This is a genomic window from Streptomyces sp. NPDC026377, assembly GCF_055567715.1.
The window spans coordinates 15,213-39,095 of sequence record NZ_JBVHPV010000006.1; the positions used below are offsets into that span (position 1 = coordinate 15,213).

Sequence of the window (23,883 nt, forward strand, 5' to 3'; positions counted from 1 at the left end):
TCCCGCAGTCCCGACCACCCCCACAGGAGACCGACGTGGCCCGGCGACCACTCCCCCGCATTCTGAGCAGCACGAGCGCGCCGATCGCCCGCAGCCGCGAGCTGGCGCGCACGGCCGCCGACAGCGCCACCGACGTCCTCCATCCGCTCATCACGATCACCCGCGGCCTGCGGCTGATCGTCGCCGCCCTGGGCGGCAGGTGGACCGCCACGCCCAAGGAGCGGCGTGGTCCCGCGCTGTTCCTGGTGGCAGCCGTGGTCCTGGTGGTCGCGCTCATCCCGTACGGGCCGCTGCTCGCCCTGATCACGGTGATGGCCGCGGCCGCCTGGAAGGGCCGGGTGCGCGTCCCCGTCAAGACCGGCCCCGACGAGGCCGAGACCGCCCGGCTCCAAGCGCTCTACGAGGCGCTCGTGCCGTACTTCTCGGTGCCGGAGGACCCCGCCCCGCTCTTCGCCCACGGCGGCGACTGGACCGCGGCCTTCAGCGAGTACGCGTTCGACGACGCGGGCCGGGTCACCCGCCTCCTCATCCGCTATCCCGCGTACTTCACGGACGGCGAGCCCGAGGCGCGCGCCCGTATCGAGCAGTTGCTGCACACCAAGTCCGGGCGCGGCCGGGAGTACCGGTTCGAGTGGGACGAGGAGGGCAACCAGCTCGTGATGCGCGTCCTCGGCGCGCTCCCCACCTCCATCGCCGCCCAGCACTTCGTCGTCGGCCCGGGCGAGACCGTGCTCGGGTTCACCGACGCCGACGCGGTGCAGCGGACCGTGCCGGTCGTCGAGGGCGAGGACGTCCGCGACGCGCCCCCGGTCGTCTGGCGCACCGGGCCGCGCTCCACCGAGCCGCACCTGCTGGCGGTCGGGGAGCCCGGCAGCGGCACCACGACTCTGCTGCGCTCCATCGCCCTCCAGGCGCTCCAGCACGGCGATGTGCTCGTGGTCGAGGGCAGCGGCACCGGGGAGTACGCGTGCCTGGCCGGGCGCCGGGGCGTGCTCGCCGTCGAGTGCGGCCTCGCCGGGGCGCTGGCGACGCTTGAGTGGGCCGCGCACGAGACCGAGCGCCGTCTGATCGCCGCCAACCGCGCCCGCCAGGCGGGCCACCCGACCCCGGACGACATCAAGCGGCCGCTGTGGATCCTGCTCGACCGGCCGAGCGTCTTCGGGCACCTGGCCGCCGCCGACGGGCGCCCCGAGCCGCAGCATCTGCTCCAGATCCCGCTGCGGCACGGGCGGGCGGCCGGGGTGACGGTGGTGGTCGCCGAGCAGTTCGACTGCCTGGAGGCGCTGACCGAGCCGGTCCGCACGCACACCCGCGCGCGCGTGGTGCTCGGCCCGGCCACCGCCGCCCAGGCCGCCTGGGTCCTCGGCGTCCCGCCGCACACCACCCCGACGGCGGCGGTCCCGCCCGGCCGCGGCTACGCCCGGCTGGGCACGGGGCCCGTCCTGCGCCTCCAGGTCCCGGCGACCCCGGACCCGTACGACGAGGCGACCAGCGAACAGCACCGCCAGGCGGTTCTCGACCTGCTCCCGGAGCGCGACCTGCCGGTGGAGGCCGCCCCGCACGCGCAGGCCGTACCGGCGGAGGGGTGAGGCCGGACGGCTGTGGAGGGGTGGGGCGGGACGCCTGCGGGCCGGGGGCCGGCGCCCCTCGGCCGCCTTGCCACTGACCTCCGCGGGCTCACGCCACGAACGTCCGCGGCGACTCGCCCCCCGTGCTCGCCCCCTTCTCCACCAGCCGCGCCGCCGCCGCGAGGCGGGCCGCCGCCTCCTCGGCGACCGGGCCGCTCACGGTGAAGGGCAGGCGCACATAGCCCTCGAAGGCGCCGTCCACGCCGAACCGGGGGCCCGACGGCACCCGGACCCCGACCCGTTCGCCCACCTCCGCCAGGCGCGAGCCGGAGACTCCCCCGGTGCGCACCCACAGCGTGAGCCCGCCCACCGGCACGTCGAACTCCCACTCCGGCAGCTCCCGGCGGACCGCCGCCACCAGCGCGTCGCGGTTCTCGCGCGCCTGGGCGCGGCGCAGCCCGACCGCCTGCTCCCAGCCGCCCGTGGCCATCAGCCAGTTGACGGCCAGTTGTTCGAGGACCGGGGTGCCGAGATCGGCGTAGGCGCGGGCGGCGACCAGGGAGCGGATGACGTCGGGGGCCGCGCGCACCCAGCCGATGCGCATGCCCGCCCAGAACGCCTTGCTCGCCGAGCCCACCGTGAGCACGGTCGCCCCCGCCGGGTCGAAGGCGCAGACCGGGCGCGGCATGTCGACGCCCTCGTCCAGCCACAGTTCGGACATGGTCTCGTCGACGACGAGCACGGTCCCGGCCGAGCGGGCGGCGTCCACCAGGGCCCGGCGCTGGTCCTCGTCGGCCAGCGCGCCCGTGGGGTTGTGGAAGTCGGCGACGACATAGGCGAGCCGGGGCGCGGAGTCGCGCAGCACCTGCCGCCACAGGGGCAGGTCCCAGCCGGTGAGCCGCTCGGCCATGGCGACCGGGACGAGCCGGGCCCCGGCCTCGCGCATCAGCTGGAGGATGTTGGCGTAGCTGGGCGACTCCACCGCGATCCGCTCGCCGCGCCCGGCGAAGAGGTGGCAGATGGCGTCGATGGCGCCCATCGCCCCGGTGGTGACCATGATCTGCTCGGGCATGGTCGGGATGCCGCGCGCGGTGTACCGCTCGGCGAGCATCTGGCGCAGCGCGGGCAGCCCGGCCGGATAGTCGCCGTGGGTGTGCGCGTACGGCGGCAGCTCCTCCAGCGCGCCCTGCACCGAGCGGGTCAGCCAGGGTTCGGGCGCGGGCAGCGCCGCGCACCCCAGGTCGATCATGGAGCCCAGCGACTCCGGCGGCAGCGGCTCCAGGCCGCGCGCGGGCAGCGGGTTGCCCGCCGGCACGGCCGTCCAGCTGCCCGCGCCCCGGCGGGACTCCAGGAAGCCCTCGCCGCGCAGCGCCTCGTAGGCGGCGGCGACCGTGGTGCGGCTGACCGAGAGCGCCAGGGCCAGCTCCCGCTCGGCGGGCAGCCGCGCGGCCACCGGCACCCGGCCTTCGAGGACGAGGAGCCGGATCCCGTCGGCCAGCGCCCGGTAGGCGGGCGGCTTGCGGGTGCCCGCCGGGCGGGGCTGCCGCTGTGCGTCGAGCTGCCGGGCCAGCTGTGCCGGCCCGACCGCCGAGGTCCACTGCGCCATGGAAGTCAGTCCACCTTCCCCGAATTGGCCATGGTTGGGAGAGGATTCCCAGCCACAGAGTGTCATGCATCGGTCCACCACCACCAGACAGGGGGCGCTCACGTGTCCACACACCTCACCCGGAGGCTGCTCCAGCTCTATGTCGGCCTCACGCTGTACGGGGTGAGCTCGGCGCTGCTGGTGCGCAGCGGGCTCGGGCTCGAACCGTGGGGTGTGCTGCACCAGGGCATCGCCGAGCGCACCGGGCTGACCATCGGGGTCGTCTCGATCATCGTCGGCGCGCTGGTGCTGCTGCTCTGGATCCCGCTCCGCCAGCGTCCGGGCCTGGGCACGGTCTCCAACGTGTTCGCCATCGGCATCGCGATGGACGCCACGCTCGCCCTGGTGCCGGACGTGCACGGCCTCGCCGCCGGAATCCCGCTGCTGGCCGGCGGGATCCTGCTGAACGGCGTGGCGACGGGGCTGTACATCTCGGCGCGGTTCGGCCCCGGCCCGCGCGACGGTCTGATGACCGGGCTGCACCGGGTCACCGGCCGTTCCATCCGCCTGGTCCGCACCGCGATCGAGGTGGCGGTCGTGGTGACCGGCTTCCTGCTCGGCGGCTCGCTCGGCGTCGGCACGGTCGCCTACGCCCTCGCCATCGGCCCGCTCGCCCAGCTCTTCCTGCGGGTCTTCGCGATTCCCGGGGCGGCGGGAACAGCGGAGGTCCCCCACGGTCCCGCCCCGGCCGCCGGACCCTTGGCCACCGGCCCCTTGGCCACCGGACCCTTGGCTGCCGGACCCCCGGCCGCCGGACCCCTGGCCGAGGAAGCCCCGGCACAGGCGATACTGCCCGGGTGATTCGCGTACGCCACCCCTATCTGGACCACCCGACGCCGCTCGCCTTCGCCCATCGCGGCGGGACGGCGGACGGCATCGAGAACACCGCCGCCGCCTTCGCGCGCGCCGCTGCGGCCGGTTTCCGGTACTTCGAGACCGATGTCCACACCACCGCGGACGGCCGTCTGGTCGCCTTCCACGACTCCACCCTGGACCGGGTGACCGACGCCGTGGGCCGGATCGCCGACCTGCCGTGGGGCGAGGTGTCCCAGGCCCGGGTGGCGGGCCGCGAGCCGCTGCCGCTCTTCGAGGAGCTCCTGGAGGCGTTCCCCGAAGCCCGCTGGAACGTCGACCTGAAGGCCGAGTCGGCGCTCGTACCGCTGGTGGAGCTGATCCACCGGACCGACTCCTGGGACCGGGTCTGCGTGGGCTCGTTCTCCGAGGCCCGGGTCGCCCGGGCCGCGAGGCTGGCGGGCCCGCGCCTGGCCACCTCCTACGGAGTGCGGGGCGTGGCCGCGCTGCGACTGCGCTCGCTGGGGCTGCCCGCGCCGCTGCGCCGGGGCGCGGTGTGCGCGCAGGTGCCCGAGTCGCAGAACGGCGTACCTGTGGTGGACCGGCGCTTCGTGCGGACCGCGCACGCCCTGGGCCTGCAGGTACACGTGTGGACCGTCAATGATCCCGATCGGATGACAAGGCTCCTGGACCTCGGTGTGGATGGCATCATGACCGATCATCTGGAGACGCTGCGCAAGGTCCTGACCGACCGGGGAACCGGGCTCTGAACTCCGCGCGCGCCCACAGGACGAACGGAAGGGCGCGGGGTTTGACCGCCGAGACCATGGGCCGGGCCGCCGCGGAGGCGGACCCGGACGCCGACCGCCGCCGCGAACAACGCGGCTGGTACTTCTACGACTTCGCGTGTTCGGTCTACTCCACGACCGTCCTGACCGTCTTCCTCGGGCCGTATCTGACGGCGATCGCCAAGGACGCCGCCGACGCGGACGGCTTCGTGCACCCGCTCGGCGTCCCGGTGCGGGCCGGGTCCCTCTTCGCGTACGCGGTGTCCGCCTCGGTGGTGCTCGCGGTGGTCCTGATGCCGGTGGTGGGCGCCGTGGCCGACCGCACCGGCCGCAAGAAGCCGCTGCTGGCGGCAGCGGCCTACACCGGAGCCGCGGCGACGGCGGGCATGTTCTTCCTGGACGGGCACCGCTATCTGCTCGGCGCGCTCCTCTTGATCGTCGCCAACGCCGCGCTATCGGTCTCGATGGTGCTCTACAACGCCTATCTGCCGCAGATCGCGGGCCCCGAGGAGCGCGACCGCGTCTCCTCGCGCGGCTGGGCCTTCGGCTACACCGCGGGCGCCTTCGTCCTCGTCCTGAACCTGGTCCTCTACTCCGGCCACGACGGCTTCGGGCTGTCCGAGGGCACGGCCGTACGGATCTGTCTGGCCTCGGCCGGGGTGTGGTGGGGCGCCTTCACGCTCGTACCGCTGCGGCGGCTGCGGGACCGGCGCGCGCCCGCCGGGCACGTCCCGGCCGAGGGCAGGGTGGGCGCGGGCTGGCGCCAGCTCGTCGCGACCCTGCGCGACATGCGCGCGCGTCCGCTGACGCTCGCCTTCCTGCTCGCGTACCTGATCTACAACGACGGCGTGCAGACCGTGATCTCCCAGGCGTCGCTGTACGGCTCCGAGGAGCTCGGGCTCGGCCAGAACACCCTGATCGTCGCCGTGCTCCTGGTCCAGGTGCTGGCGGTGGCCGGGGCGCTGGGGATGGGACGGCTCGCGCGGACCCACGGCGCCAAGCGCACGATCCTGGGATCGCTGGCGGTGTGGGCGCTGATCCTCGGGGCCGGGTACTTCCTGCCGGCGCACTCGCCCGCGCTCTTCTTCGTCCTGGCGGCGGCGATCGGCACGGTCCTCGGCGGCAGCCAGGCGCTGTCGCGGTCGCTTTTCTCACACATGGTGCCGAGCGGCAAGGAGGCCGAGTACTTCTCGGCCTACGAGATGAGCGACCGCGGGCTGAGCTGGCTGGGGCCCCTGGTGTTCGGGCTCGCGTACCAGCTGACCGGCAGCTACCGGGATGCCATCATCTCTCTGGTGATCTTCTTCGTGGCCGGCTTCGCGCTGCTCGCCAGGGTTCCGGTGCGGGCCGCAGTGGCGGCCGCCGGGAACCCTGTTCCGGCGCGGATTTAGACGTTGAAGTGAAAGGCCGGTAGTGTACGCCTTTGGCCTGCCAGGCGGACCGTTACTGCGTGCTCGACTAGGGAAGACGCTGGGTGACATCTGCTGCCAGATGTGACAAACCGGGCACTGGTGGGTACAACAAGGGGCGGCACGACGGCGACACATGACCCACAACGGGAATCTTTAACGCCGACCGGACGTTGACCGGATGACGACGACAGCGACACCTGTCCTGTGGGCGACAAGCCCGGGAGGCACGATTCATGAGTGAGCGAGCTCTTCGCGGCACGCGCCTCGTGGTGACCAGCTACGAGACCGACCGCGGCATCGATCTGGCCCCGCGCCAGGCGGTGGAGTACGCATGCGAGAACGGACATCGCTTCGAGATGCCGTTCTCGGTGGAGGCAGACATCCCGCCGGAGTGGGAGTGCAAGGCGTGTGGCGCCATGGCACTCCTGGTGGACGGCGAAGGTCCTGAGGAGAAGAAGGGCAAGCCCGCGCGTACGCACTGGGACATGCTCATGGAGCGGCGCACCCGCGAGGAGCTGGAGGAGGTTCTGGCCGAGAGGCTGGAGGTCCTGCGTTCCGGCGCCATGAACATTGCCGTGCATCCGCGCGACAGCCGCAAGTCCGCCTAGGCACGCAAGCGCCGAAGCGCCAGAGTGGAAAAGGGCCGGCCCCACCGTTTCGGTGGGACCGGCCCTTTTCTTGTGCCCGGGAGGCTGTGGGGCGGGCCGGGGGCGTGTCGGGGGGCGAGCGGCCCAGGATCTGTCCGGCCGGTGGCCGGGGCCCGTCAGGGCGGTGGCCGGGGCCGTCAGATCAGCCGCGGCCGGGGGCCCGTCAGGTCAGGGGCGGCCGGGGGCCGCGCTCCTCGCGGTACGGGGAGGAGCCGGCGTCCTCGCGGATGACCTCGCCGCGCACCACCTTGCCGTCCGGCTGGTGGATACGGGCCTGCCGGAAGGCCTCGCCCAGGCCGCCGGGGCGGGAGGCGCGCATCCGCTTCTCCAGCGAGCGCTCCGCGTACCGTCCGAGGGCCTTGCGCACCGGCGGCACCAGGCACAGCAGCCCCAGGGCGTCCGAGAGCAGTCCCGGCACCATCAGGAGCAGACCGCCGAGCATCGTGACGGTGTTGCCCTCGCCGCCGGGCCCCGGCCCGCCGCCCGATTCCGCGGACCCGGACTGCTGCCGCTGAAGCGTTTGCGTGAGGTTGCGGAAGGCCCGGCGCCCGGCCCGCTTGATGACGTAGCCGCCGAGCACGGCGCCCGCGACCAGCAGGGCCAGTACGGTCAGCCCTCCGGCGGCGCGCGCCACCATGACCAGCAGCCAGATCTCCGCGAGGAGCCAGGCGGCGATCGCCGGGGGGACGAGGGTACGCGCACGGGAGCGCTTGGGCGGGGCGGAGGGCGAGGTGCCGGTCGTCATGCTCCCAGTGTGCCTGGGCGTATGACAGGACGGCATAAGGGATCCGTCTGCTCAAGGGACCCGTCGGCGGGGAGCTCGCACGGCGGGGCCGGGCGGGAAGGTACGTACGGCGGTGCGGGGCGGGCGGCCCGTCGGAGACGGGTGACCGTCACCCGCCCTTCCTCCGCTCGACCGGGCCCGTTCAGGACGGCTTGCGGCCCATGAGCTTGTTGGCGCGCGAGCCGACGCCCCAGGCGGTGACCCGCCACAGCGCCTCGACGATGATGTCGTTGCTCATCTTGGAGTCGCCGCGCTCGCGCTCGACGAACGTGATGGGCACTTCGACCACGTGGTATCCGGCGGCCACCGCGCGGCGGGCGAGGTCGACCTGGAAGCAGTAGCCCTGCGAGGCCACCTCGTCCAGGCCCAGGCCCTCGAGCGTCTCGCGGCGGAAGGCGCGGAAGCCACCCGTGACGTCGCGGATGTCCACGCCGAGCAGCAGCCGGGAGTAGGTGGAGCCGCCCCGGGAGATGAACTCGCGGTGCTTGGGCCAGTTCACCACCCGGCCGCCCGGCACCCAGCGCGAGCCCAGGACCAGGTCGGCCCCCTTGAGCGCGGTGAGCAGCCGGGGCAGCTCCTCGGGCTGGTGGGAGCCGTCGGCGTCCATCTCGACCAGGACGCCGTAGCCCTCCTCGACGCCCCAGCGGAAGCCCGCGAGGTAGGCGGCGCCGAGGCCCTCCTTGCCCTTGCGGTGCAGGACGTGGACGTGGTCGTCCTCGGCGGACAGCTCGTCGGCGATCTTGCCGGTGCCGTCCGGACTGTTGTCGTCGGCGATCAGGACATGGGCCTCGGGGACCGACTCCCGGACGCGGGAGACGATCGGCTTGATGTTCTCCGCCTCGTTGTAGGTCGGAATGATCACCAAGGCTCTGCCGAGCGGGCCGTATCGCCTCTGACCGCCGTCGTTCACTGCTGCCCCTTATTGTCCGTACGCAGGGCACCACCATAGCGAGCGGTTCGGGCACTGCCGCACCGCGAGGTCCCGGGGTGTCGGAATGGGGGCCCGGCGCCCTTCGGGCCGGCCCGGGGGCCCGCTGGCTGCGGGCTGCCTGGAGTCGTTGTCTACTGAACGTCCGGGCCCCATCCGGGTCGCACGCTCCCCCGAGCTCCCGCGGAGCAGGGGGACCCCCCGGACGGCAGAAACCTTCTGTCGGCCGGACGTCCTGCGATGGACCCGGCCGAACCTACCGGCCCCCCGCCGCTCTCTGTCAACAGCCGTTTGACCTGCGGGATCGCCGTGAACCAGCAGGTCAGCGCGGGAGATTCGCAGGTGGCGACGGCCCGGGCCAGGCAGCCTGACGGCCGTACGGAACGTCTTTACGTCACTCGTTCGGCCGGACGAAGACGGTGTGGCCGGACACCACCGTGCGCAGACAGACCGGCAGCGCCACCCCCGGGCTGAGGTCGGGCAGGCCGGGCGTGCCCGAGCGCGGATCGGTCGACCAGCGGGCCACCCGGTCGTCCGGCGCCTGCACCACCAGCTCGTCGGTGCGCCAGACCGCGTAGTCGGCGGGGGCGCCGGGCACCAGGGTGCCCGCGTCGTCCCGGCCGATGGCGCGCCAGCCGCCCCGGGTGTGGGCGGTGAAGGCGGCGCGGGCCGAGACCCGGTGCTCGGGGGTGCGGTGGAAGGCGGCCGCGCGGACGGTGCCCCACGGGTCGAAGGGGGTGACCGGGGAGTCGGAGCCGAAGGCGAGGGGCACCCCGGCGCGCAGCAGGGCCGCGTACGGGTTCAGGGTGCGGGCCCGCCGGGCGCCGAGGCGCTCGGCGTACATGCCCTCCTCACCGCCCCACAGCGCGTCGAAGGCGGGCTGCACGGAGGCGGTGAGCCCGAGCTCGGCGAAGGCGGCGATCGTCTCGGGGGTGAGCATCTCGGCGTGCTCGACGCGGTGGCGGGCGGCGCGGATCCGGGCCAGGCCCACCTTGGCGGCGGCGGCCCGGACGCCCTCGACGACCGAGGTGACGGCGGCGTCCCCGATGGCGTGGAACCCGGCCTGGAGCCCGGCCTCGGTGCAGGCGGTCACATGGGCGGCGATGTCGGCCGCGTCCAGGTGGGCGGTGCCGGTGTGCGCGGCGTCGGCGTACGGCTCGTGCAGACAGGCCGTGTGGGAGCCGAGCGCGCCGTCGACGAAGAGGTCGCCGGCCGCGCCGAGCGCGCCGAGTTCGCGGATGCGATCGGCGTCCTTGGGCCCGGTGACCTGCTCGGCCCAGTAACCGAAGACCCGCGGTCCGGCCTCCTCGCGGGCCAGGGCGAGCAGCGAGGTGAAGTCGTCCTCGTCGGAGATCTCGGGACCGCCGCACTCGTGCAGGGTGCCGATGCCGAGGGAGGCGGCGTGGCGCCGCGCGGCCCGCTGGGCCTCCTCGCGCCGGCGCGGGGTGATCGCCGCGTGGGCGGCGGCCCGGACCGCGTGGTGGGCGGCGCCGGTCAGCGGGGCGTCCGGGTGGTAACCGTCGAGGCCGGTGACGCCGGGGATCCGGTCGAGCAGCGCGGTGCTCGCGACGGCCGAGTGGACGTCGACGCGCGGCAGGTACAGCGGGCGCCCGCCGGTGGCCTCGTCGAGCTCGGCGCGGGTGGGCGCGGTCCGCTCCGGCCAGCGCGCCGCGTCCCAGCCGTGGCCGAGCAGCACGTCGTCGCCGGGGCGGGCCGCGGCGTACTCCCGTACCGCGGCCAGGGCTTCGGCGCGGCTGCGGGCGCTCGAAAGGTCGAGGCCGGTGAGCGCGAGACCGGTGGCCGTGGTGTGCACATGCGCATCGGTGAACGCCGGGGTGACCAGGGCCCCTTCGAGGTCGACCACCTCGTCCACGCCCGCCGCGAAGGCGTCGGCCGCGCCCTCGGAGCCGACCCAGGCGACATGCCCGCGTTCGACGACCATCGCCGTGGCGAACGGGTCGGCGGGACTGTGCACCTCCCCGCCGCGCAGCAGCACGGTGCGGTGGTCGGGCTCGCCCGCGGGCAGCGGGGCGACGGTTCGGGCCGGAAGGGCGGCGGCGCTCTCGGAACTCATGGGAACAGCCTAGATACGCGGCGGCCGTGCCTCGTACGGGGTCGACAGGACGACGGTGGTCCGGGTGGAGACGCCGGCCAGCGAGCGGATACGGGTCAGCAGGTGCTCCAGCTCCAGCGGGGTCGCCACGCGCACCTTGAGGATGTAGTTCTCGTCGCCCGCGACACTGTGGCACGCCTCTATCTCCGGCACGTCGGCCAGCCGTTCGGCGATGTCGTCGGGGGCGCTCGGGTCGAAGGGCTTGACCGAGATGAACGCGGTCAGCGGCAGCCCCACCGCCTCGGGATCCACGACGGCGACATAGCCGCGGATGACCCCGCGCTGCTCCAGACGGCGTACCCGCTGGTGCACCGCCGAGGTGGACAGGCCGGTGGCCTTGCCCAGGTCGGTGTAGCTCATCCGCCCGTCCTTGACGAGCAGATCGACGATCTGACGGTCCAGCTCCTCCATGCCGATCAACCTATTCCCCCAGGTCCCCTCCGGCACAGCCCACGGCGACCGGAAGAGGCACCTGCGGCGGGCATGTGACGAATGCCACAGGTTTGTGGGGCCCTGGTGAGGGTCCGCGCGGTTACGGACGGGGCGTGGCGGGAATTGCTTGCTGTGGTCGCGGCTACGGCGCCTTGCCGGCCCACCCGAGGGGGAGAATCCCAATGCAGAACATGAAGCGCGGCGGACGTGTGCCGAATGAACGCACCGACGAACGCACCGGTCCTGAGCCCGTCGCTCACCTCGTCGAGGACGAGTTCACCGACGACGAGGCGGCCGACGCCTACGACACCTTCGAGATGTACCGGGTGATCTGCCCGGACTGCGCCCAGCCGATCGCGCTCCTCGCGGACGAGACGGTGCTGCCGGAGCACGCGCTGTGCCCGAGCCCGTGGAACCCGTTCGTCCTGACGGTGTGCGCCGGGACCGGCCGTCCCGCCGCGCAGAGCAGGCCCGCGGACACCTCCAAGGAGCTGCTGGAGCAGGACACCGCGCTGCTCCTGACGCTCCCGCAGGGCCTGGACTGGCGCACCCAGCCCTTCTCGCACGTCGGCGGCCCCGGCTCGCGCCCGATGCGGGTCCCGCGCATGCGCCGCGCCGCCTAGGGCGCGCCCCCGCTCCAGTACGTTCCCCGCACCATCGCCTCCAGGCTCGCCCGGTGCAGGATCAGCGTGTCCGGGTCCTCGGGGGCCCGGACCTCGCCGAAGTGCAGCTGCCGGTAGGCGATCCTGAGCATCACCACCGCGTGCCGCAGGGCGGCGTAGAGCGTGTGGAACTCCATGGCGCGGGGCGTATGGCCGGTCAACTCCGCGTACCGCGCCTCGATGTGGTCGCGCGTCAGGAAGCCGGGCAGCCCCGGCTGGCCGAAACTCACCGTCAGATCCTGGAAGAAGCGGTGCAGGTAGACGGTCCAGCCGAGGTCGAGTTCGCGCGGGCCGAGCGCCGCCATCTCCCAGTCGAGGACGGCGGCGGGCTCGAAGCCGTCGTAGACGATGTTGCCGATCCGCGCGTCGCCCCAGCAGAGCACCGCCGGGCCTTCGTCGGCGGGCCAGTGCGCGTCGAGCCAGTCGAACGCGGACTCGATGAGCGGGGAGCGCGGCAGGCCCTCCACCACCCAGGCGTAGTAGGCCCGTTGGGCCTGCACATGGCGCCGCAGCGGTGAGCCCTCCCCCGGGGGCAGCAGGAACGCGGCCTCCTCGGCGGGGAAGCGGTCGTGCAGCCGGGCGAGCACCGCGACGGTGGCGTCCTCCAGCCGTCGGCGCTCGGCGTCGCTCGCGGAGTGCAGCCAGTTCCCCTCGTACGTGTAGGGCATGACGTCGGGCGGTACGCGCCCCTGCGCGCGCTCCATCACGAAGAAGGGGGCGCCGAGCGCGGCGGGGTCCTCTTCCAGCCACAGCACCCGGGGCACCGGGACATCGGTGTGCCGCGCGACCAGCCGCATCACCCGGTGCTGGCGGGCCATGTCGTAGACGGGGAAGACCGTGTACGCGGCCGGGTCGGCGGCGAGCCGCAGGGCGCAGGCGCGCACCGGCGCCCCGGGGTGGTCGAGGCCGAAGAGCAGGGTCTCGCTCGACATGCCGTTGGAGGAGGGGACCTCGACGCCGGTGACGCGGGCGCCGGGCAGCCGGGCGTCCAGCCAGCGGGCGAGCCTGCGGCCGGTCTCCTCGGGGTCGCGCGTGGTGGTGCGGGGGCGGGGTGCCGTGGCCATGGGCGGTTCCCTTCTCGGGGCGCTGAGGGGTCAGGGCGCGACGGACGTGTACGTGGTGAAGCCGCTGGGGTCGTGGCGGCCGAAGCTGCCGTGCTCGAAGATGCCGTACCCGGTCCGTCCGTCGAGGGTGAAGCGGGCGGCGTGGTCGGTGACGCCGTGGGCGGCCAGGGGGTGGGCGGCCGGGTCGGAGAGGTCGTGGACGCGGCGGTCGGTCCAGCCGCGCCCCTGCCAGGTGCCGTGCTGCCAGTCGTCCGCCGGCGGGTATCCGGCGCCGACGGCCAGCGGCGAGGAGGTGAGCACCTCGACGTCCAGCTCCAGGGGCTCGCGGGCGGCGTCGGCGAGATGGATCACCGCGCGTTCGGGGTGGCGGGTGCCCGAGCGGTAGGCGATGTCGGCCCGGGGCCAGCCGAGTTGGGTGTCCGGGTGGCCCTCGCGCACGAGCACGGCTTCGTTGAGGGTGCGGTAGCCGTCGGCGTCCTCCTGGGCGATCACCATCAGGAAGCGGTCGTCGAAGCGGACCGGCACCCAGAGCCAGTGGAACCCCTCGGGCCGCTGCTCCTCGGCGCGCCCGTCGCTCTCGCCGGGGATCGGGCGCACCCCCCAGCTGCGGTCCCGGGTGCCGGTCCACTCCCCCGCCGCGACGGCGATCTCCTCGCCGCCGACGCGGATGGTTCCGGTGCAGCGGCCGGCCTGGACGAAGCGGCGGCCTTCGAGGGTCAGCCGGCCGCCCCGGCGCTGGACGTGGTGGGGCTCCCAGACGGCCGGGAAGTCGGCCTGCCAGGCGATCTCGTACGAGAGCGAGGCGGGGTCGGCCGGGTCGGGGGCGCAGTGCAGGGTGAGGCGGCGCAGCGGCTCGTCGACGGTGATGCGCAGCGGGCCCACCGAGAGGTTCATCCGGTCGTCGGTGAGCGCGTCGCTGGCGCGGACGGCGTGCAGCCGGTCGCCCAGGCGCAGGGTGGCGTAGGCGTCGATGACCCCGGTGTTGGGGTAGACGCCGAGGCCCGCGATGAGCAGTGCGCGGCCGTGGTGGTCGAAGACGTGGAAGATGCAGCGGTCGTAGGCGTTGCGGTCGCCGGTGGCGACGTGTTTCAGGGAGAGCGGGACCTGGTGGATCGGGTATTCGTCGAGTGCGATCGGACGGTCCTGGGACACGGCAACCTCCTGGACGACAGGGAAGTTGACGGTACGTCAGAAAGCGCCAAAAGCCAGCCCCCGCGGTCCGGGGCGTACGGATCCGTACGCCCCGGACCCCCAGGGGTCAGCGGGTCTCCGGACCCGCCAGGTGGCGGGCGACGACCATCCGCTGGATCTGGTTGGTGCCCTCGACGATCTGGAGGACCTTGGCCTCGCGCATCAGGCGCTCCACGGGGAAGTCGGCGGTGTAGCCGTAGCCGCCGAGCACCTGGACGGCGTCGGTGGTGACCTTCATCGCCGCGTCCGTGCAGAAGAGCTTGGCCATCGCGGCTTCCTTGGAGAAGGGCCGTCCGGCGTCCCGCAGCCGCGCGGCGGACAGGTACAGCGCGCGGCCCGCCTCGATCTGGGTGGCCATGTCCGCGAGCATGAACCGCAGGCCCTGGAAGTCCGCGATGGGCCGGCCGAACTGCTGCCGCCCGGTGGCGTACGCCACCGCCTCGTCCAGCGCCGCCTGGGCGACGCCGATGGCGCAGGCGGCGATCCCGAGGCGGCCGGAGTCCAGGGCGGAGAGCGCGATCGCGAAGCCCTGGCCCTCCTCGCCGATCCGGCGGCCGTCGGAGACCCGGACCCCGTCGAAGTGCAGCTGGGCGGTGGGCGAGCCCTTCATGCCCATCTTCTTCTCGGGGGCGGCCGCGCTCAGCCCCTCGGCGTCCCCGGGGACCAGGAACGCCGTGATGCCCCGGGACCCCTCGGCGCCGGTGCGGGCGAGGACGGTGTAGAAGTCGGCGACACCTCCGTGGGTGATCCAGGCCTTGGTGCCGGTGATCACCCAGTCGTCGCCGTCCCTGACCGCCTTGGTGCGCAGGGAGGCCGCGTCGGAGCCCGAGGCGGGTTCGGAGAGGCAGTAGGCACCGAGCAGACCGCCGCCGAGCATGGCGGGCAGATGGTCGGCCCGCTGCTGCTTGGTGCCGTAGCCCGCGAGACCGTGGCAGGCCAGCGAGTGGACGCTGACGCCGAGGCCTACGGTCAGACGGGCGGCGGCGAGCTCTTCGAGGACCTGGAGGTACACCTCGTACGGCTGGTCACCGCCGCCGAACGCGGAGTCGTACGGAAGGCCGAGCAGCCCGGACGCGGACAGCAGCGAGAAGATCTCGCGCGGAAAGCGTCCGGCATCCTCCTGCTCGGCGGCATGAGGAGCGATCTCCCGCTGGACGATGTCGCGTACCAGTGCGACGAGGTCCCGGGCCTCCTCGGTGGGCAGCTGTCGGTCCACCGGCTGCGGGGCGCGGTCGGGCATGGCGGCGCTCTCCTCCCTGTCGGGCGCTTCGGCGGTCGCGCGCGCAGGGTGTGGCGGCGCCGCCGGTGAATCTGCCGGACAGCCGATGCCTACCCTTCCGGATCACGGAAGCCGCAGGCTGGTGGCCGTGGCGCTGTGAGTATGCCCGATCGGACGCGTCCCGTCACTGGCTCCAAGATCACGGATTGCGCACCCGGCGGTCACGGAACGAACTGTCCCGGGCCCGGTCCGGCCCCCGACGGACCCGCCCGCTCCCCCGTGTCAGGTGCCCGGCTCCGGCGAGGGGCAGGACGGCTCGCACTCGGCGATGGTGTCCATGGTCCGGCGCAGCATCCGCACCAGCAGTTCGCGCACGGCCGCGCGGTCGGGCTCGCCCGTCCCCAGCCACTCCAGGGTCACGCTCTCCACGCAGCCCATCCAGCCCAGCAGCGCCAGCCGGGCGAGCACCGGGACGTCCCGTCTGCCGTAGGCGCCCTCCGCGATGGTGGCGATCAGCTCCTCGCGGACGGCGTCGCGTATCGCCTGGACCTGGGTGTCGAAGCCGACGCCGCCGGTGACGATCGTGCGGTACGCCGCCTGGTGGTGCTCGGCGTAGAGCAGATAGCCCTCCATCGTCCGGTGGACGCGGTCGGCGCGCGGCAGCTCGGTGTGGGCGGCGGCGCGGGCCACCAGGTCGGCCACGGAATCTTCGACGATGGCGAGGTAGTAGCCGCGCTTGCTCGTGAAGTAGTAGTAGATGAGGCCCTTGGCGACCCCGGCGTGCTGGGCGATGTCGTCCATCGACAAGGCGTCGTACGACCTGTCGGCGAACAACTTCCGCCCCGTCGCGATGAGTTCGGACCGGCGGACCTGCGATCGCCCGGTCGCGCCGCGCTGGTGACTCTGGTTCAAAGCCGTCCCTGGTCTCCGACTGCCACAGGATCCCGGCAGTATGGCAGACCGCTCTGTGGGCCGGGCCGGCGGACGGAGGCCGGCCCGGGGGTCACAGCAGGCCGGTCTGGGTGACCAGCATCGCCAGGACCACCACGAGGGTCCACCCGAGGAAGTGCTCCAGGATCTTGGGGCCGTCGTCGGGGCCGCCGGTGCGGGCGCGGAGCTCGGCGAGGGCGCGCGGGTCGTCGGCGGTGGTGGCGTGCAGGGTCATGGGATCTCACTCGGTCGTCTGGCGGTGGACGGTCCCCCCGGGTGCCATTTCAGAGTGCCAGCAGATCCGGCCCGCGCGGGCGAGACGTTGGTCACGCCCGGACGCCCACCGAGGCCAGGGCCCTGCGCTGGTGCTCCCGCGGGCGCGCGGGCCAGTACAGGTAGCAGATGCCGCCGGTGCCCGAGACCACCTTGCCACTGGCGTTGTACCGCTTGGTCCGCAGCCAGATGTTCTCCCACTCGCGCCGCAGATAGACGCGGCGCACCTCCGGGTCGCCCGGCGAGGCCGGGTCGTTGGCGATCACGTCGCCGTCGGCCGTGAAACCGATCACCGTCATCAGATGGCCCGAGGTGCCGTACCCGGCGCCGGTCAGCTCGGTCTTGAGGAAGGACTGGGAGGTGATGGCCGGGATGCCCGCCCGGACCAGCGTCTCCAGGTCGTTCAGGGAGCGCAGCCGGGTCACCACCGCGCTCATGTCCCGGTAGGTGGCGGCGTACGCGGCGTTGAAGGGCCAGTTGCCGCAGCCGCCGTACTGGTAGTCGTAGGTGTACCGGGCCGCGTGGCAGACCTGGGGGTCGGCGAAGGCCGGGTCGACCCAGGCGAGGTCCGCCGCCGTGGGCCCGCGGCCCCAGTACTCGATGATCATCTCTGAGGAGGTCGGGCTGCACCAGGCCTCGCCGCCGTTGTCGTACTGCGGGTACTGGCCCTTGTGGATCTCCTGCGAGTAGCGCGGGACGAGCAGTTCGCCCGCGTACGCCGGGGTGGAGGCGGGCACCGTGAAGCGGTCCGGAATGTCGGAGGCCATCGCGCCGAGCCGCCACACCGTGGGGGTGAGGTGGGTGCCGGGGGTGCGGTAGAGGGTCAGACGCAGCCGGTAGGAGGCCAGGCGCAGCCCGCTGGCCGGGGTGTCGATGGCGAAGGTGTCGGTGTAGACGGTGCTCCTGCCGTCGCTCTGGCCGTCGACGGAGGTGCGCCGGATGTCGGTGTCGCCGTCGCCCGCCGTCCAGCGGCCCAGCACGTACGCGGGGGTCGCGGCGCCGTCCGAGTAGGTGCCCAGGAGCTCGGCCTGGAGCCAGGTCCCGGCCGGGGTGTGCGCGTTCCAGTGGGCGACGAGCTCGGTGGCCGGGACGGGCGTGCGGTGCTCCGGCGAGGTCCAGTGGGCGTACTCCCAGGTGGCCGTCTTCTTGGTGTGCGGGTCGGTGTAGTCGATCCGGCCTGCCGGGCGGGCGATGACCAGGCCCGGGCGGCGGCCCGGGACGGCCCGCACCCCGGCCGTCTCGCCCGAGCGCCAGTCGGCGTGCGTGGTCCAGGCGCGGTTGTCCACCAGGGAGGGGATGCCTTTCCCGGGCCGGCCCCGGGCGGCGGGCCCGGCCGAGGGGGCCGGGGCGGCGGCCGCGGAGGCCGGGACGGCGGTGCCCGCCGCGGCGGCGAGCGCGGCGGCCAGGACGGTTCTGCGCGGAGTGGAACTGCTCATGGGCGTGACCCCCGGTCGGACGAGGATGGGGCGGTGGGCGCTGCCGTGGCCCAACTATCCCGGGTCCCGGGCGGCTTCTGCCAGAGACGCGCGCCGAGCCGCGCCACCAATATGGGTCTGGACCACTGGTATGACCTGCGCCGCCGCCCCGGCCGCGCCCCTAGGGTGGAGGCATGGCAGAACTTGACCCGATCCTGGCGGCCGTGCGCGCCCTGCCGCCCTCCTGCGGGCCGGTCCGGCTGGTCGCGGTGGACGGGCACGCGGGCTCCGGCAAGTCCACCTTCGCCGGAGCGCTGGCCGCCGCGCTCGGCGGGGCGCCGGTCCTCCACCTCGACGACCTCGCCACCCACGAGGAGTTCTTCGCCTGGACGCCCCGGCTGCTCGCGCAGGTCATCGGGCCGCTGGCGCGGGGCGAGGCCGGGCGGGTCACGCCGTACGACTGGAACGCGCGCCGCTTCGGCCCGCCGGTTCCCCTGGCGCCCGCGCCCGTGGTGCTGATCGAGGGCGTCGGGGCGGGCCGGCGCGAGGTGCGGCCGTGGCTGACGTTGCTGCTGTGGATGGAAATGGACGCCGAGGGGTCCTGGGCGCGCGGTCGCCGACGGGACGGAGCGGCACTTTCCGGCTTCTGGGACGCGTGGACGGAGGCGGAGATGCGCCATTTCGCCGCGGATCCCTCCCTTCCGTATGTGGATGCCTTGGTACGTCAGTGTCAGGAGGGATACGAGTGGCTCCCGAGGCGCGATTTCGCACCCCTCGCACACCATTCTGTCACGGAGAGTGACGACAAGCCCCCGTGGGGCTGAAGCGTCGGAAAACCGCCCCTCGCACTCCTCCAACTCCGCTTGACCCGGGGGCCGTACAGGTCTTACGTTCTGAATGTGCGGCTTTCCGGAGCCGCCGCGGACGCGAAGCCCCCGGTTGTTCCCCCGTGATCGGGGGCTTCGTTCTGCCCTTTCCGGCCCTCTCACCGTGCACGTCAGCGCTTTTCGCTCACCCTCGGTCACTGGCCGCGTCACGCTTTCACCCGCCCCGCGCCACCCTTCGATCCGGGGCCCCCTCGCAGGTACGATGCGAGAGGTGCGGTCAGTTCCCGTCAATTCCGTTCGGTCATTCCCTTCTGCGAATTGGCGGTTCAGCACGGGGGCACGGTGGTGGGGGACGTGATGGACTTCGGCACGCAGGGCGCGCACGCCCCGGCCGATCTCGCCTGGCTGCGGGGCATCGACGCGTACACCATGGGCGCGTATCCGCAGGCCGAGGAGGAGTTCCGGGCCGCGGTGCGGATGGATCCGGGCATGGTGGACGGCTGGCTGGGACTGCACGCGCTGCGGGTGGACACCACCACGGCGCTGCTGCGCATGTACCGCCACCGAGAACGCTTCGGCGAGCAGCGCGCCCGGCACCGGCGCACCCTCAACTCCTGGTACTGGCTGGGCTGGTGGGTCCAGCCGGTCCTGGAGAGCCCGCGCGATCTGCTGCTCGCGCACGCCTCGCACTGGCTGGACGGGCGCCATGTGCCCGAGCTGGACCGGGCTCTGGCCGGGCTGCCGCCGGTCGACACCGACCCGCAGGTCCGCTTCCTGCACGCCTGCCGGGCGTATCTGGTCAAGGACTGGGACCAACTGGTGCGGCACACCGAGCCGTTGCTGGGCGATCCCCTGCTGGGGATCGAGGCCGGGCTCTTCGGCGGGATGGCCCGGGTGCGCCTGGAGATGTTCGGCCAGGCCGAGCCGCTCCTGTCGGCGGCCCTGATGCGCTGCCGCAGCGAGCAGCCGCAGCGCAAGGAGCTGCGGTACTGGCTGGCCCGCGCCCACGAGGGCACCGGCCGCTCCGCCGCAGCGCTGCCGCTGTACCGGGCGGTGCACCGGGTCGACCCGGCGTTCATGGACACCTCGGCGCGGCTGGCCGCGATCACCGAGTCCGATGTCCTGGACGGGTCGTACGGACCGGAGGACCCGGCCGATCTGGCGGCCGTCTCGCTGGCCGGGTTCGGCCAGGACGGCACGGCGGACGGGGCCGAGCCCGAGGCCGCCCCCCTCGAACCGCCGGAGGGACGCGAGGCGCGGGCGCCGCTGACCGGTCCGGCGGTGGTGGCGCCGCCGCCCGACGGCGTACGGCACAAGGCGGGCGTCCCCGCCCAGCCCGCCCCGCCGACGGTGCCGGCCGGTCCGACTGACTCGGCGCTGCTCGCCCAGGCGCTCGCGGAGCTGGAGCGGATGGTGGGCCTGGAGCCGGTGAAACGCCAGGTCAAAGCCTTGTCGGCGCAGCTGAACATGGCCCGGTTACGGGTCGGCCAGGGCCTGCCCGTCCAGCCGCCGAAACGTCACTTTGTCTTCTCCGGCCCCAGCGGCACCGGCAAGACCACGGTCGCGCGCATCCTGGGCCGGGTCTTCTACGCACTCGGCCTGCTGGGCGGCGACCACCTGGTGGAGGCGCAACGGTCCGACCTGGTGGGCGAGTTCCTCGGCCAGACGGCGGTCAAGGCGAACGAGCTGATCGACTCGGCGCTGGGCGGGGTGCTGTTCGTGGACGAGGCGTACAGCCTCTCCAACTCCGGCTACAGCAAGGGCGACGCGTACGGCGACGAGGCGCTCCAGGTGCTGTTGAAGCGGGCCGAGGACAACCGCGACCACCTGGTGGTGATCCTCGCCGGCTACCCCGAGGGCATGGACCGCCTCCTCGCCACCAATCCCGGCCTCTCCTCCCGCTTCACCACCCGGGTGGACTTCCCCTCCTACCGCCCGCTGGAGCTCACCGCGATCGGGGAGGTCCTGGCGGCGGAGAACGGCGACTGCTGGGACGAGGAGGCGGTGGACGAGCTCCGCTCGATCAGCGGCCATGTGGTGGACCAGGGCTGGATCGACGAGCTCGGCAACGGCCGCTTTCTGCGCACGCTGTACGAGAAGAGCTGCGCGTACCGGGATCTGCGCCTGTCGACGTATCCGACGACGCCGGGCCGCGAGGACCTGTCCACGCTGCGGCTGCCGGACCTGATGCAGGCATACGGGGAGGTCCTGTCGGGCCGGGGTGGCCCGGACCCGCTGTAGGGGTTCTGGCGGGGGGCTGGCGGGGCGGGGTTCCGGTCGCGCTCTGCTCACGCAGTTCCCCGCGCGGCTGTCGGGCCCGGTCTTCGTCTGCGGGGCGGTGGGCGGTTGCTCGCGCAGTTCCCCGCGCCCCTTCAGGGTCGGATGTTGGCTGCGGGTTGTCTGTGGCTGAGCGCGCAGTTCCCCGCGCCCCTGACTGCCCAGGGGCGCGGGGAACGGCGCGAGCAACCCAGCACGGTCCGCGGACGAAAGAGGGGTGCCGGGGCGCAGCCCCATAGGGGGTACAGGGGGCCCGGGGGCACAGGCCCCACGGGACACCCCCGCCCGCCCCCGGAGGGTTTGGGGAAAGGGCGGGGAGGGGCACGACCCCCGGTCAGCCCGCCAGGGCCTGTTCGGGGCGGGGCTGGGCCGGGAACGGTCTGTGGGACGGGTCGCGGACCTCCCCGACCAGCATCTCCAGAACGTCCTCCAGCGCCACCAGCCCCAGCACCCGCCCTGAAGCATCCGCCACCTGCGCAAGGTGCGCCGCCGCCCGCCGCATCACGGTGAGCGCGTCGTCGAGCGGCAGCTCGGCCCGCAGCGTGACCAGCGGGCGCCACACCTGCTGCGGCACCGCCCGCTCCCGCTCCTCCAGGTCCAGCACGTCCTTGACGTGGAGGAACCCCATGAAGGCGCCCCCCTCCGCGCAGACGGGGAAGCGCGAGTACCCGGTGCGCACCGTCAGCTCCTCCAGTTGCCGGGGCGTCACCGAGGACCCGACCGTCACCAGGGACGACCGGTCGAGCAGAACGTCCGTCACGGGCCGGCTGCCCAGCTCCAGGGCGTCCTCCAGACGCTCCATCTCCCGCGGGTCGAGAAGCCCGGCCTGCCCGGAGTCCTCCACCAGGCGGTTCAGCTGCTCGCTGGTGAAGACCGCCTCCACCTCGTCCTTCGGCTCCACCCGGAACGCCCGCAGCACCAGCCGCGCGCACGTGCCCAGCGCCACCGTGACAGGGCGGCAGACCCGGGCGAAGGCGACGAGCCCGGGGCTGAACCAGAGCGCGGTCTTCTCGGGCGCCGCCATCGCCAGGTTCTTCGGGACCATCTCGCCGATGACGAGGTGGAGGAAGACGACCAGGGCGAGCGCGATCGCGTAGCCGAGGGGGTGGATCAGTCCCGCAGGGACGCGGGCGGCCTCGAATACGGGTTCGAGGAGGTGGGCCACGGTGGGCTCGGCGACCGCGCCCAGCGTCAGCGAGCAGATGGTGATGCCGAACTGCGCGGCCGCCATCATCTGCGGCAGGTTCTCCAGACCGTGCAGCACCTGCCGGGCCCGCGCCGACTGCGGGGCGAGCGGTTCGATCTGGCTGCGGCGCACGGAGACCAGGGCGAACTCGGCGCCCACGAAGAAGCCGTTCGCCAGCACGAGCAGCAGGGCGAAGAAGAGTTGCAGCAGGCTCATCGCACGGCCTCCGCCACGCTCTTGACGTCGGCGGTGCGGACGAAGCGCACCCGCTCGGCGCGGTACCGCTCGACCCGGCGGACCTGGATCCGCCACCCGGGCAGCTCGGCGCGGTCACCGGGGACCGGGATGCGGCCGAGCAGATCGGCGACGAGTCCGGCGACCGTCTCGTACGGGCCGTCCGGCGCGTCCAGTCCTATCCGGCGCAGGCTCAGCACCCGGCAGCTGCCGTCGGCCTCCCACGCGGGGCGGCCGTCGTCGCTCGGCACGGCGGCGAGCTCGGGAGGGGTGTCGCCCTCGGCGTCGTGCTCGTCGCGCACCTCGCCGACGAGCTCCTCGACGATGTCCTCCAGGGTGACGACCCCGGCCGTGCCGCCGTACTCGTCGACGACCACGGCTATCGGCTGCTCGCTGCGCAACCGCTCCAGGAGCTGCTGCACGGGCAGGGTCTCGGGCACCAGCAGCGGCGGCACGGCGATCCGCGCGGCCGGTGTGCGGTGGCGCTCCTGCGGCGGTACCGCGAGCGCGTCCTTGAGGTGGACCATGCCGACGACCTCGTCGATCCGCTCCCGGTAGACGGGGAAGCGGGAGAGCCCGGTGGCCCGGGTGAGGTTGAGGACGTCGGCGGCGGTCGCGGAGGTCTGGAGCGCGCTCACCTTCACGCGCGGCGTCATCACGTTCTCCGCGGTGAGCCGGCCGAGGGCCAGGGTGCGTACGAAGAGGTCGGCGGTGTCCTGCTCGATGGCTCCGGCGCGCGCCGAGTGGCGGGCCAGGGAAACCAGTTCGCCCGGGGTGCGGGCGGAGGCCAGCTCGTCGGCGGGCTCCACACCGAGGGCCCGGACCAGCCGGTTGGCGACGGTGTTCAGCAGCGCGATGACGGGCCGGAAGAGCCGGGAGAAGCGGCCCTGGGGGCCGGCGACGAACCGCGCGACCTGAAGGGGCCGGGAGACCGCCCAGTTCTTGGGGACGAGTTCGCCGATCACCATCTGGACGGCGGAGGCGAGCAGCATGCCGATGGCGACACTCACCCCGGGCGCCACCTGGTCCGGCAGGCCGGCCGCGGTGAGCGGCCCGTCGAGCAGCCCGGCGAGCGCGGGCTCGGCGAGCATGCCGACGACGAGGGAGGTGATGGTGATGCCGAGCTGGGTGCCGGAGAGCTGGAAGGACAGCTCGCGCAGGGCCGCCACGACGGTGCCGGCGCGGCGGTCGCCCTCGGCGGCGGCCTGCTCGGCGTCCTGGCGCTCCACGGTGACCAGGCCGAACTCGGCGGCCACGAAGAACCCGTTGGCGAGGATGAGAAGGAATGCCGCGGCGAGCAGCAGCAGGGGGGTGGTCATGCCGCCGCCTCCCGCGAAGGGGCGGCGCAGGTACTACCGGACGATCCGTCCATTGCTGGAGGGAGTCACTCCTCGGGTCGCTGGTGCCCCGCAGGCTGGTGGTGCCGCCTTCTGCGCGGGGCCGGCGCGTTGCGCGCCACGTCCACCAGGGTAGCTATTGAGATCGTCGCCGCAATG

Annotated in this window: 21 protein-coding genes; 8 read left to right on the forward strand and 13 right to left on the reverse strand. The window is 73.5% G+C overall.

The window, feature by feature from the left end; translation table 11 throughout:
* The first annotated feature begins 35 nt into the window (after nucleotides 1-35).
* A complete protein-coding gene (locus ACZ4MU_RS14625) occupies nucleotides 36-1,589 on the forward strand; it encodes a hypothetical protein (protein WP_467875587.1) in 1,554 nt (517 codons plus the stop codon).
* 88 nt (nucleotides 1,590-1,677) lie between these two features.
* Here ACZ4MU_RS14625 and ACZ4MU_RS14630 read toward each other — a convergent pair whose 3' ends face one another.
* Nucleotides 1,678-3,174: an SCO1417 family PLP biosynthesis transcription factor gene (locus tag ACZ4MU_RS14630; protein ID WP_467875589.1), complete on the reverse strand. Its 1,497-nt coding sequence runs from the start codon at nucleotides 3,172-3,174 to the stop codon at nucleotides 1,678-1,680.
* A gap of 30 nt (nucleotides 3,175-3,204) precedes the next feature.
* On the opposite strand from ACZ4MU_RS14630, the gene yczE reads away from it, so the two are divergent.
* The 4 genes from yczE (at nucleotide 3,205) to ACZ4MU_RS14650 (ending at nucleotide 6,813) form a co-directional block, all read left to right on the forward strand.
* Nucleotides 3,205-4,014: a membrane protein YczE gene (gene yczE / locus ACZ4MU_RS14635; protein WP_467876333.1), complete on the forward strand. Its 810-nt coding sequence runs from the start codon at nucleotides 3,205-3,207 to the stop codon at nucleotides 4,012-4,014.
* Nucleotides 4,011-4,775, forward strand: a complete 765-nt coding sequence (locus ACZ4MU_RS14640; protein ID WP_467875591.1) for a glycerophosphodiester phosphodiesterase — start codon at nucleotides 4,011-4,013, stop codon at nucleotides 4,773-4,775. Before yczE ends, ACZ4MU_RS14640 begins: the two co-directional genes overlap by 4 nt.
* A 56-nt stretch (nucleotides 4,776-4,831) precedes the next feature.
* Nucleotides 4,832-6,184 carry an MFS transporter gene (locus tag ACZ4MU_RS14645; RefSeq protein WP_467876335.1) on the forward strand — a complete coding sequence of 451 codons (1,353 nt, stop codon included), beginning with the start codon at nucleotides 4,832-4,834 and terminating at the stop codon, nucleotides 6,182-6,184.
* A 254-nt stretch (nucleotides 6,185-6,438) separates the two neighbouring features.
* Nucleotides 6,439-6,813 (forward strand): RNA polymerase-binding protein RbpA, encoded by a 375-nt coding sequence (locus ACZ4MU_RS14650; RefSeq protein ID WP_067155573.1) that lies wholly within the window; start codon nucleotides 6,439-6,441, stop codon nucleotides 6,811-6,813.
* Nucleotides 6,814-7,015: 202 nt separating this feature from the next.
* Here the strand turns inward: ACZ4MU_RS14650 and fxsA are convergent, their stop codons facing one another.
* From fxsA to ACZ4MU_RS14670, 4 genes are all read right to left on the reverse strand, one after another.
* Nucleotides 7,016-7,597: an FxsA family membrane protein gene (fxsA, locus tag ACZ4MU_RS14655; RefSeq protein ID WP_467875594.1), complete on the reverse strand. Its 582-nt coding sequence runs from the start codon at nucleotides 7,595-7,597 to the stop codon at nucleotides 7,016-7,018.
* A 181-nt stretch (nucleotides 7,598-7,778) separates the two neighbouring features.
* Nucleotides 7,779-8,546, reverse strand: a complete 768-nt coding sequence (locus ACZ4MU_RS14660) for a polyprenol monophosphomannose synthase (RefSeq protein ID WP_467875597.1) — start codon at nucleotides 8,544-8,546, stop codon at nucleotides 7,779-7,781.
* A 412-nt stretch (nucleotides 8,547-8,958) separates the two neighbouring features.
* Nucleotides 8,959-10,638, reverse strand: coding sequence for an amidohydrolase (locus ACZ4MU_RS14665; RefSeq protein WP_467875599.1), 1,680 nt, complete (start codon nucleotides 10,636-10,638; stop codon nucleotides 8,959-8,961).
* Nucleotides 10,639-10,647: 9 nt separating this feature from the next.
* Entirely contained in the window at nucleotides 10,648-11,088 is a 441-nt protein-coding gene (locus tag ACZ4MU_RS14670) for an Lrp/AsnC family transcriptional regulator (RefSeq protein ID WP_067155585.1), read from the reverse strand.
* Nucleotides 11,089-11,291: 203 nt separating this feature from the next.
* Between ACZ4MU_RS14670 and ACZ4MU_RS14675 the strand changes: the two genes are divergently transcribed.
* Nucleotides 11,292-11,732 (forward strand): hypothetical protein, encoded by a 441-nt coding sequence (locus ACZ4MU_RS14675; protein WP_467875602.1) that lies wholly within the window; start codon nucleotides 11,292-11,294, stop codon nucleotides 11,730-11,732.
* Here ACZ4MU_RS14675 and ACZ4MU_RS14680 read toward each other — a convergent pair.
* The 6 genes from ACZ4MU_RS14680 to ACZ4MU_RS14705 all read right to left on the reverse strand — a co-directional run bounded on the left by ACZ4MU_RS14680 (nucleotide 11,729) and on the right by ACZ4MU_RS14705 (nucleotide 17,884).
* The gene (locus tag ACZ4MU_RS14680; protein WP_467875605.1) at nucleotides 11,729-12,835 is read right to left on the reverse strand and encodes a phosphotransferase family protein; all 1,107 of its coding nucleotides are present in this window, start codon (nucleotides 12,833-12,835) and stop codon (nucleotides 11,729-11,731) included. The genes ACZ4MU_RS14675 and ACZ4MU_RS14680 overlap by 4 nt on opposite strands.
* 30 nt (nucleotides 12,836-12,865) lie before the next feature.
* Nucleotides 12,866-13,987, reverse strand: coding sequence for an Rv3169 family protein (locus ACZ4MU_RS14685; protein ID WP_467875608.1), 1,122 nt, complete (start codon nucleotides 13,985-13,987; stop codon nucleotides 12,866-12,868).
* 106 nt (nucleotides 13,988-14,093) lie between these two features.
* Nucleotides 14,094-15,266 carry an acyl-CoA dehydrogenase family protein gene (locus ACZ4MU_RS14690; protein WP_467875611.1) on the reverse strand — a complete coding sequence of 391 codons (1,173 nt, stop codon included), beginning with the start codon at nucleotides 15,264-15,266 and terminating at the stop codon, nucleotides 14,094-14,096.
* A gap of 261 nt (nucleotides 15,267-15,527) precedes the next feature.
* On the reverse strand, nucleotides 15,528-16,157 hold the full coding sequence (locus tag ACZ4MU_RS14695; protein WP_467875614.1) for a TetR/AcrR family transcriptional regulator: 630 nt from the start codon (nucleotides 16,155-16,157) through the stop codon (nucleotides 15,528-15,530).
* A gap of 91 nt (nucleotides 16,158-16,248) precedes the next feature.
* A complete protein-coding gene (locus ACZ4MU_RS14700) occupies nucleotides 16,249-16,410 on the reverse strand; it encodes an SCO1431 family membrane protein (RefSeq protein WP_107503676.1) in 162 nt (53 codons plus the stop codon).
* A 91-nt stretch (nucleotides 16,411-16,501) separates the two neighbouring features.
* Nucleotides 16,502-17,884, reverse strand: a complete 1,383-nt coding sequence (locus ACZ4MU_RS14705) for a peptidase C39 family protein (protein ID WP_467875618.1) — start codon at nucleotides 17,882-17,884, stop codon at nucleotides 16,502-16,504.
* 173 nt (nucleotides 17,885-18,057) lie between these two features.
* Here ACZ4MU_RS14705 and ACZ4MU_RS14710 point away from each other — a divergent pair, with 173 nt between their 5' ends.
* Both ACZ4MU_RS14710 and ACZ4MU_RS14715 read left to right on the forward strand, forming a co-directional pair.
* Nucleotides 18,058-18,687 carry a hypothetical protein gene (locus ACZ4MU_RS14710; RefSeq protein WP_467875621.1) on the forward strand — a complete coding sequence of 210 codons (630 nt, stop codon included), beginning with the start codon at nucleotides 18,058-18,060 and terminating at the stop codon, nucleotides 18,685-18,687.
* Nucleotides 18,688-19,047: 360 nt separating this feature from the next.
* A complete protein-coding gene (locus ACZ4MU_RS14715; protein ID WP_467876338.1) occupies nucleotides 19,048-20,931 on the forward strand; it encodes an AAA family ATPase in 1,884 nt (627 codons plus the stop codon).
* A 370-nt stretch (nucleotides 20,932-21,301) separates the two neighbouring features.
* Here ACZ4MU_RS14715 and ACZ4MU_RS14720 read toward each other — a convergent pair whose 3' ends face one another.
* The gene (locus ACZ4MU_RS14720; RefSeq protein ID WP_467875625.1) at nucleotides 21,302-22,369 is read right to left on the reverse strand and encodes a hemolysin family protein; all 1,068 of its coding nucleotides are present in this window, start codon (nucleotides 22,367-22,369) and stop codon (nucleotides 21,302-21,304) included.
* On the reverse strand, nucleotides 22,366-23,706 hold the full coding sequence (locus tag ACZ4MU_RS14725) for a hemolysin family protein (RefSeq protein WP_467875628.1): 1,341 nt from the start codon (nucleotides 23,704-23,706) through the stop codon (nucleotides 22,366-22,368). The genes ACZ4MU_RS14720 and ACZ4MU_RS14725 overlap by 4 nt, the downstream gene beginning before the upstream one ends.
* Between the last annotated feature and the right edge of the window lie 177 nt (nucleotides 23,707-23,883).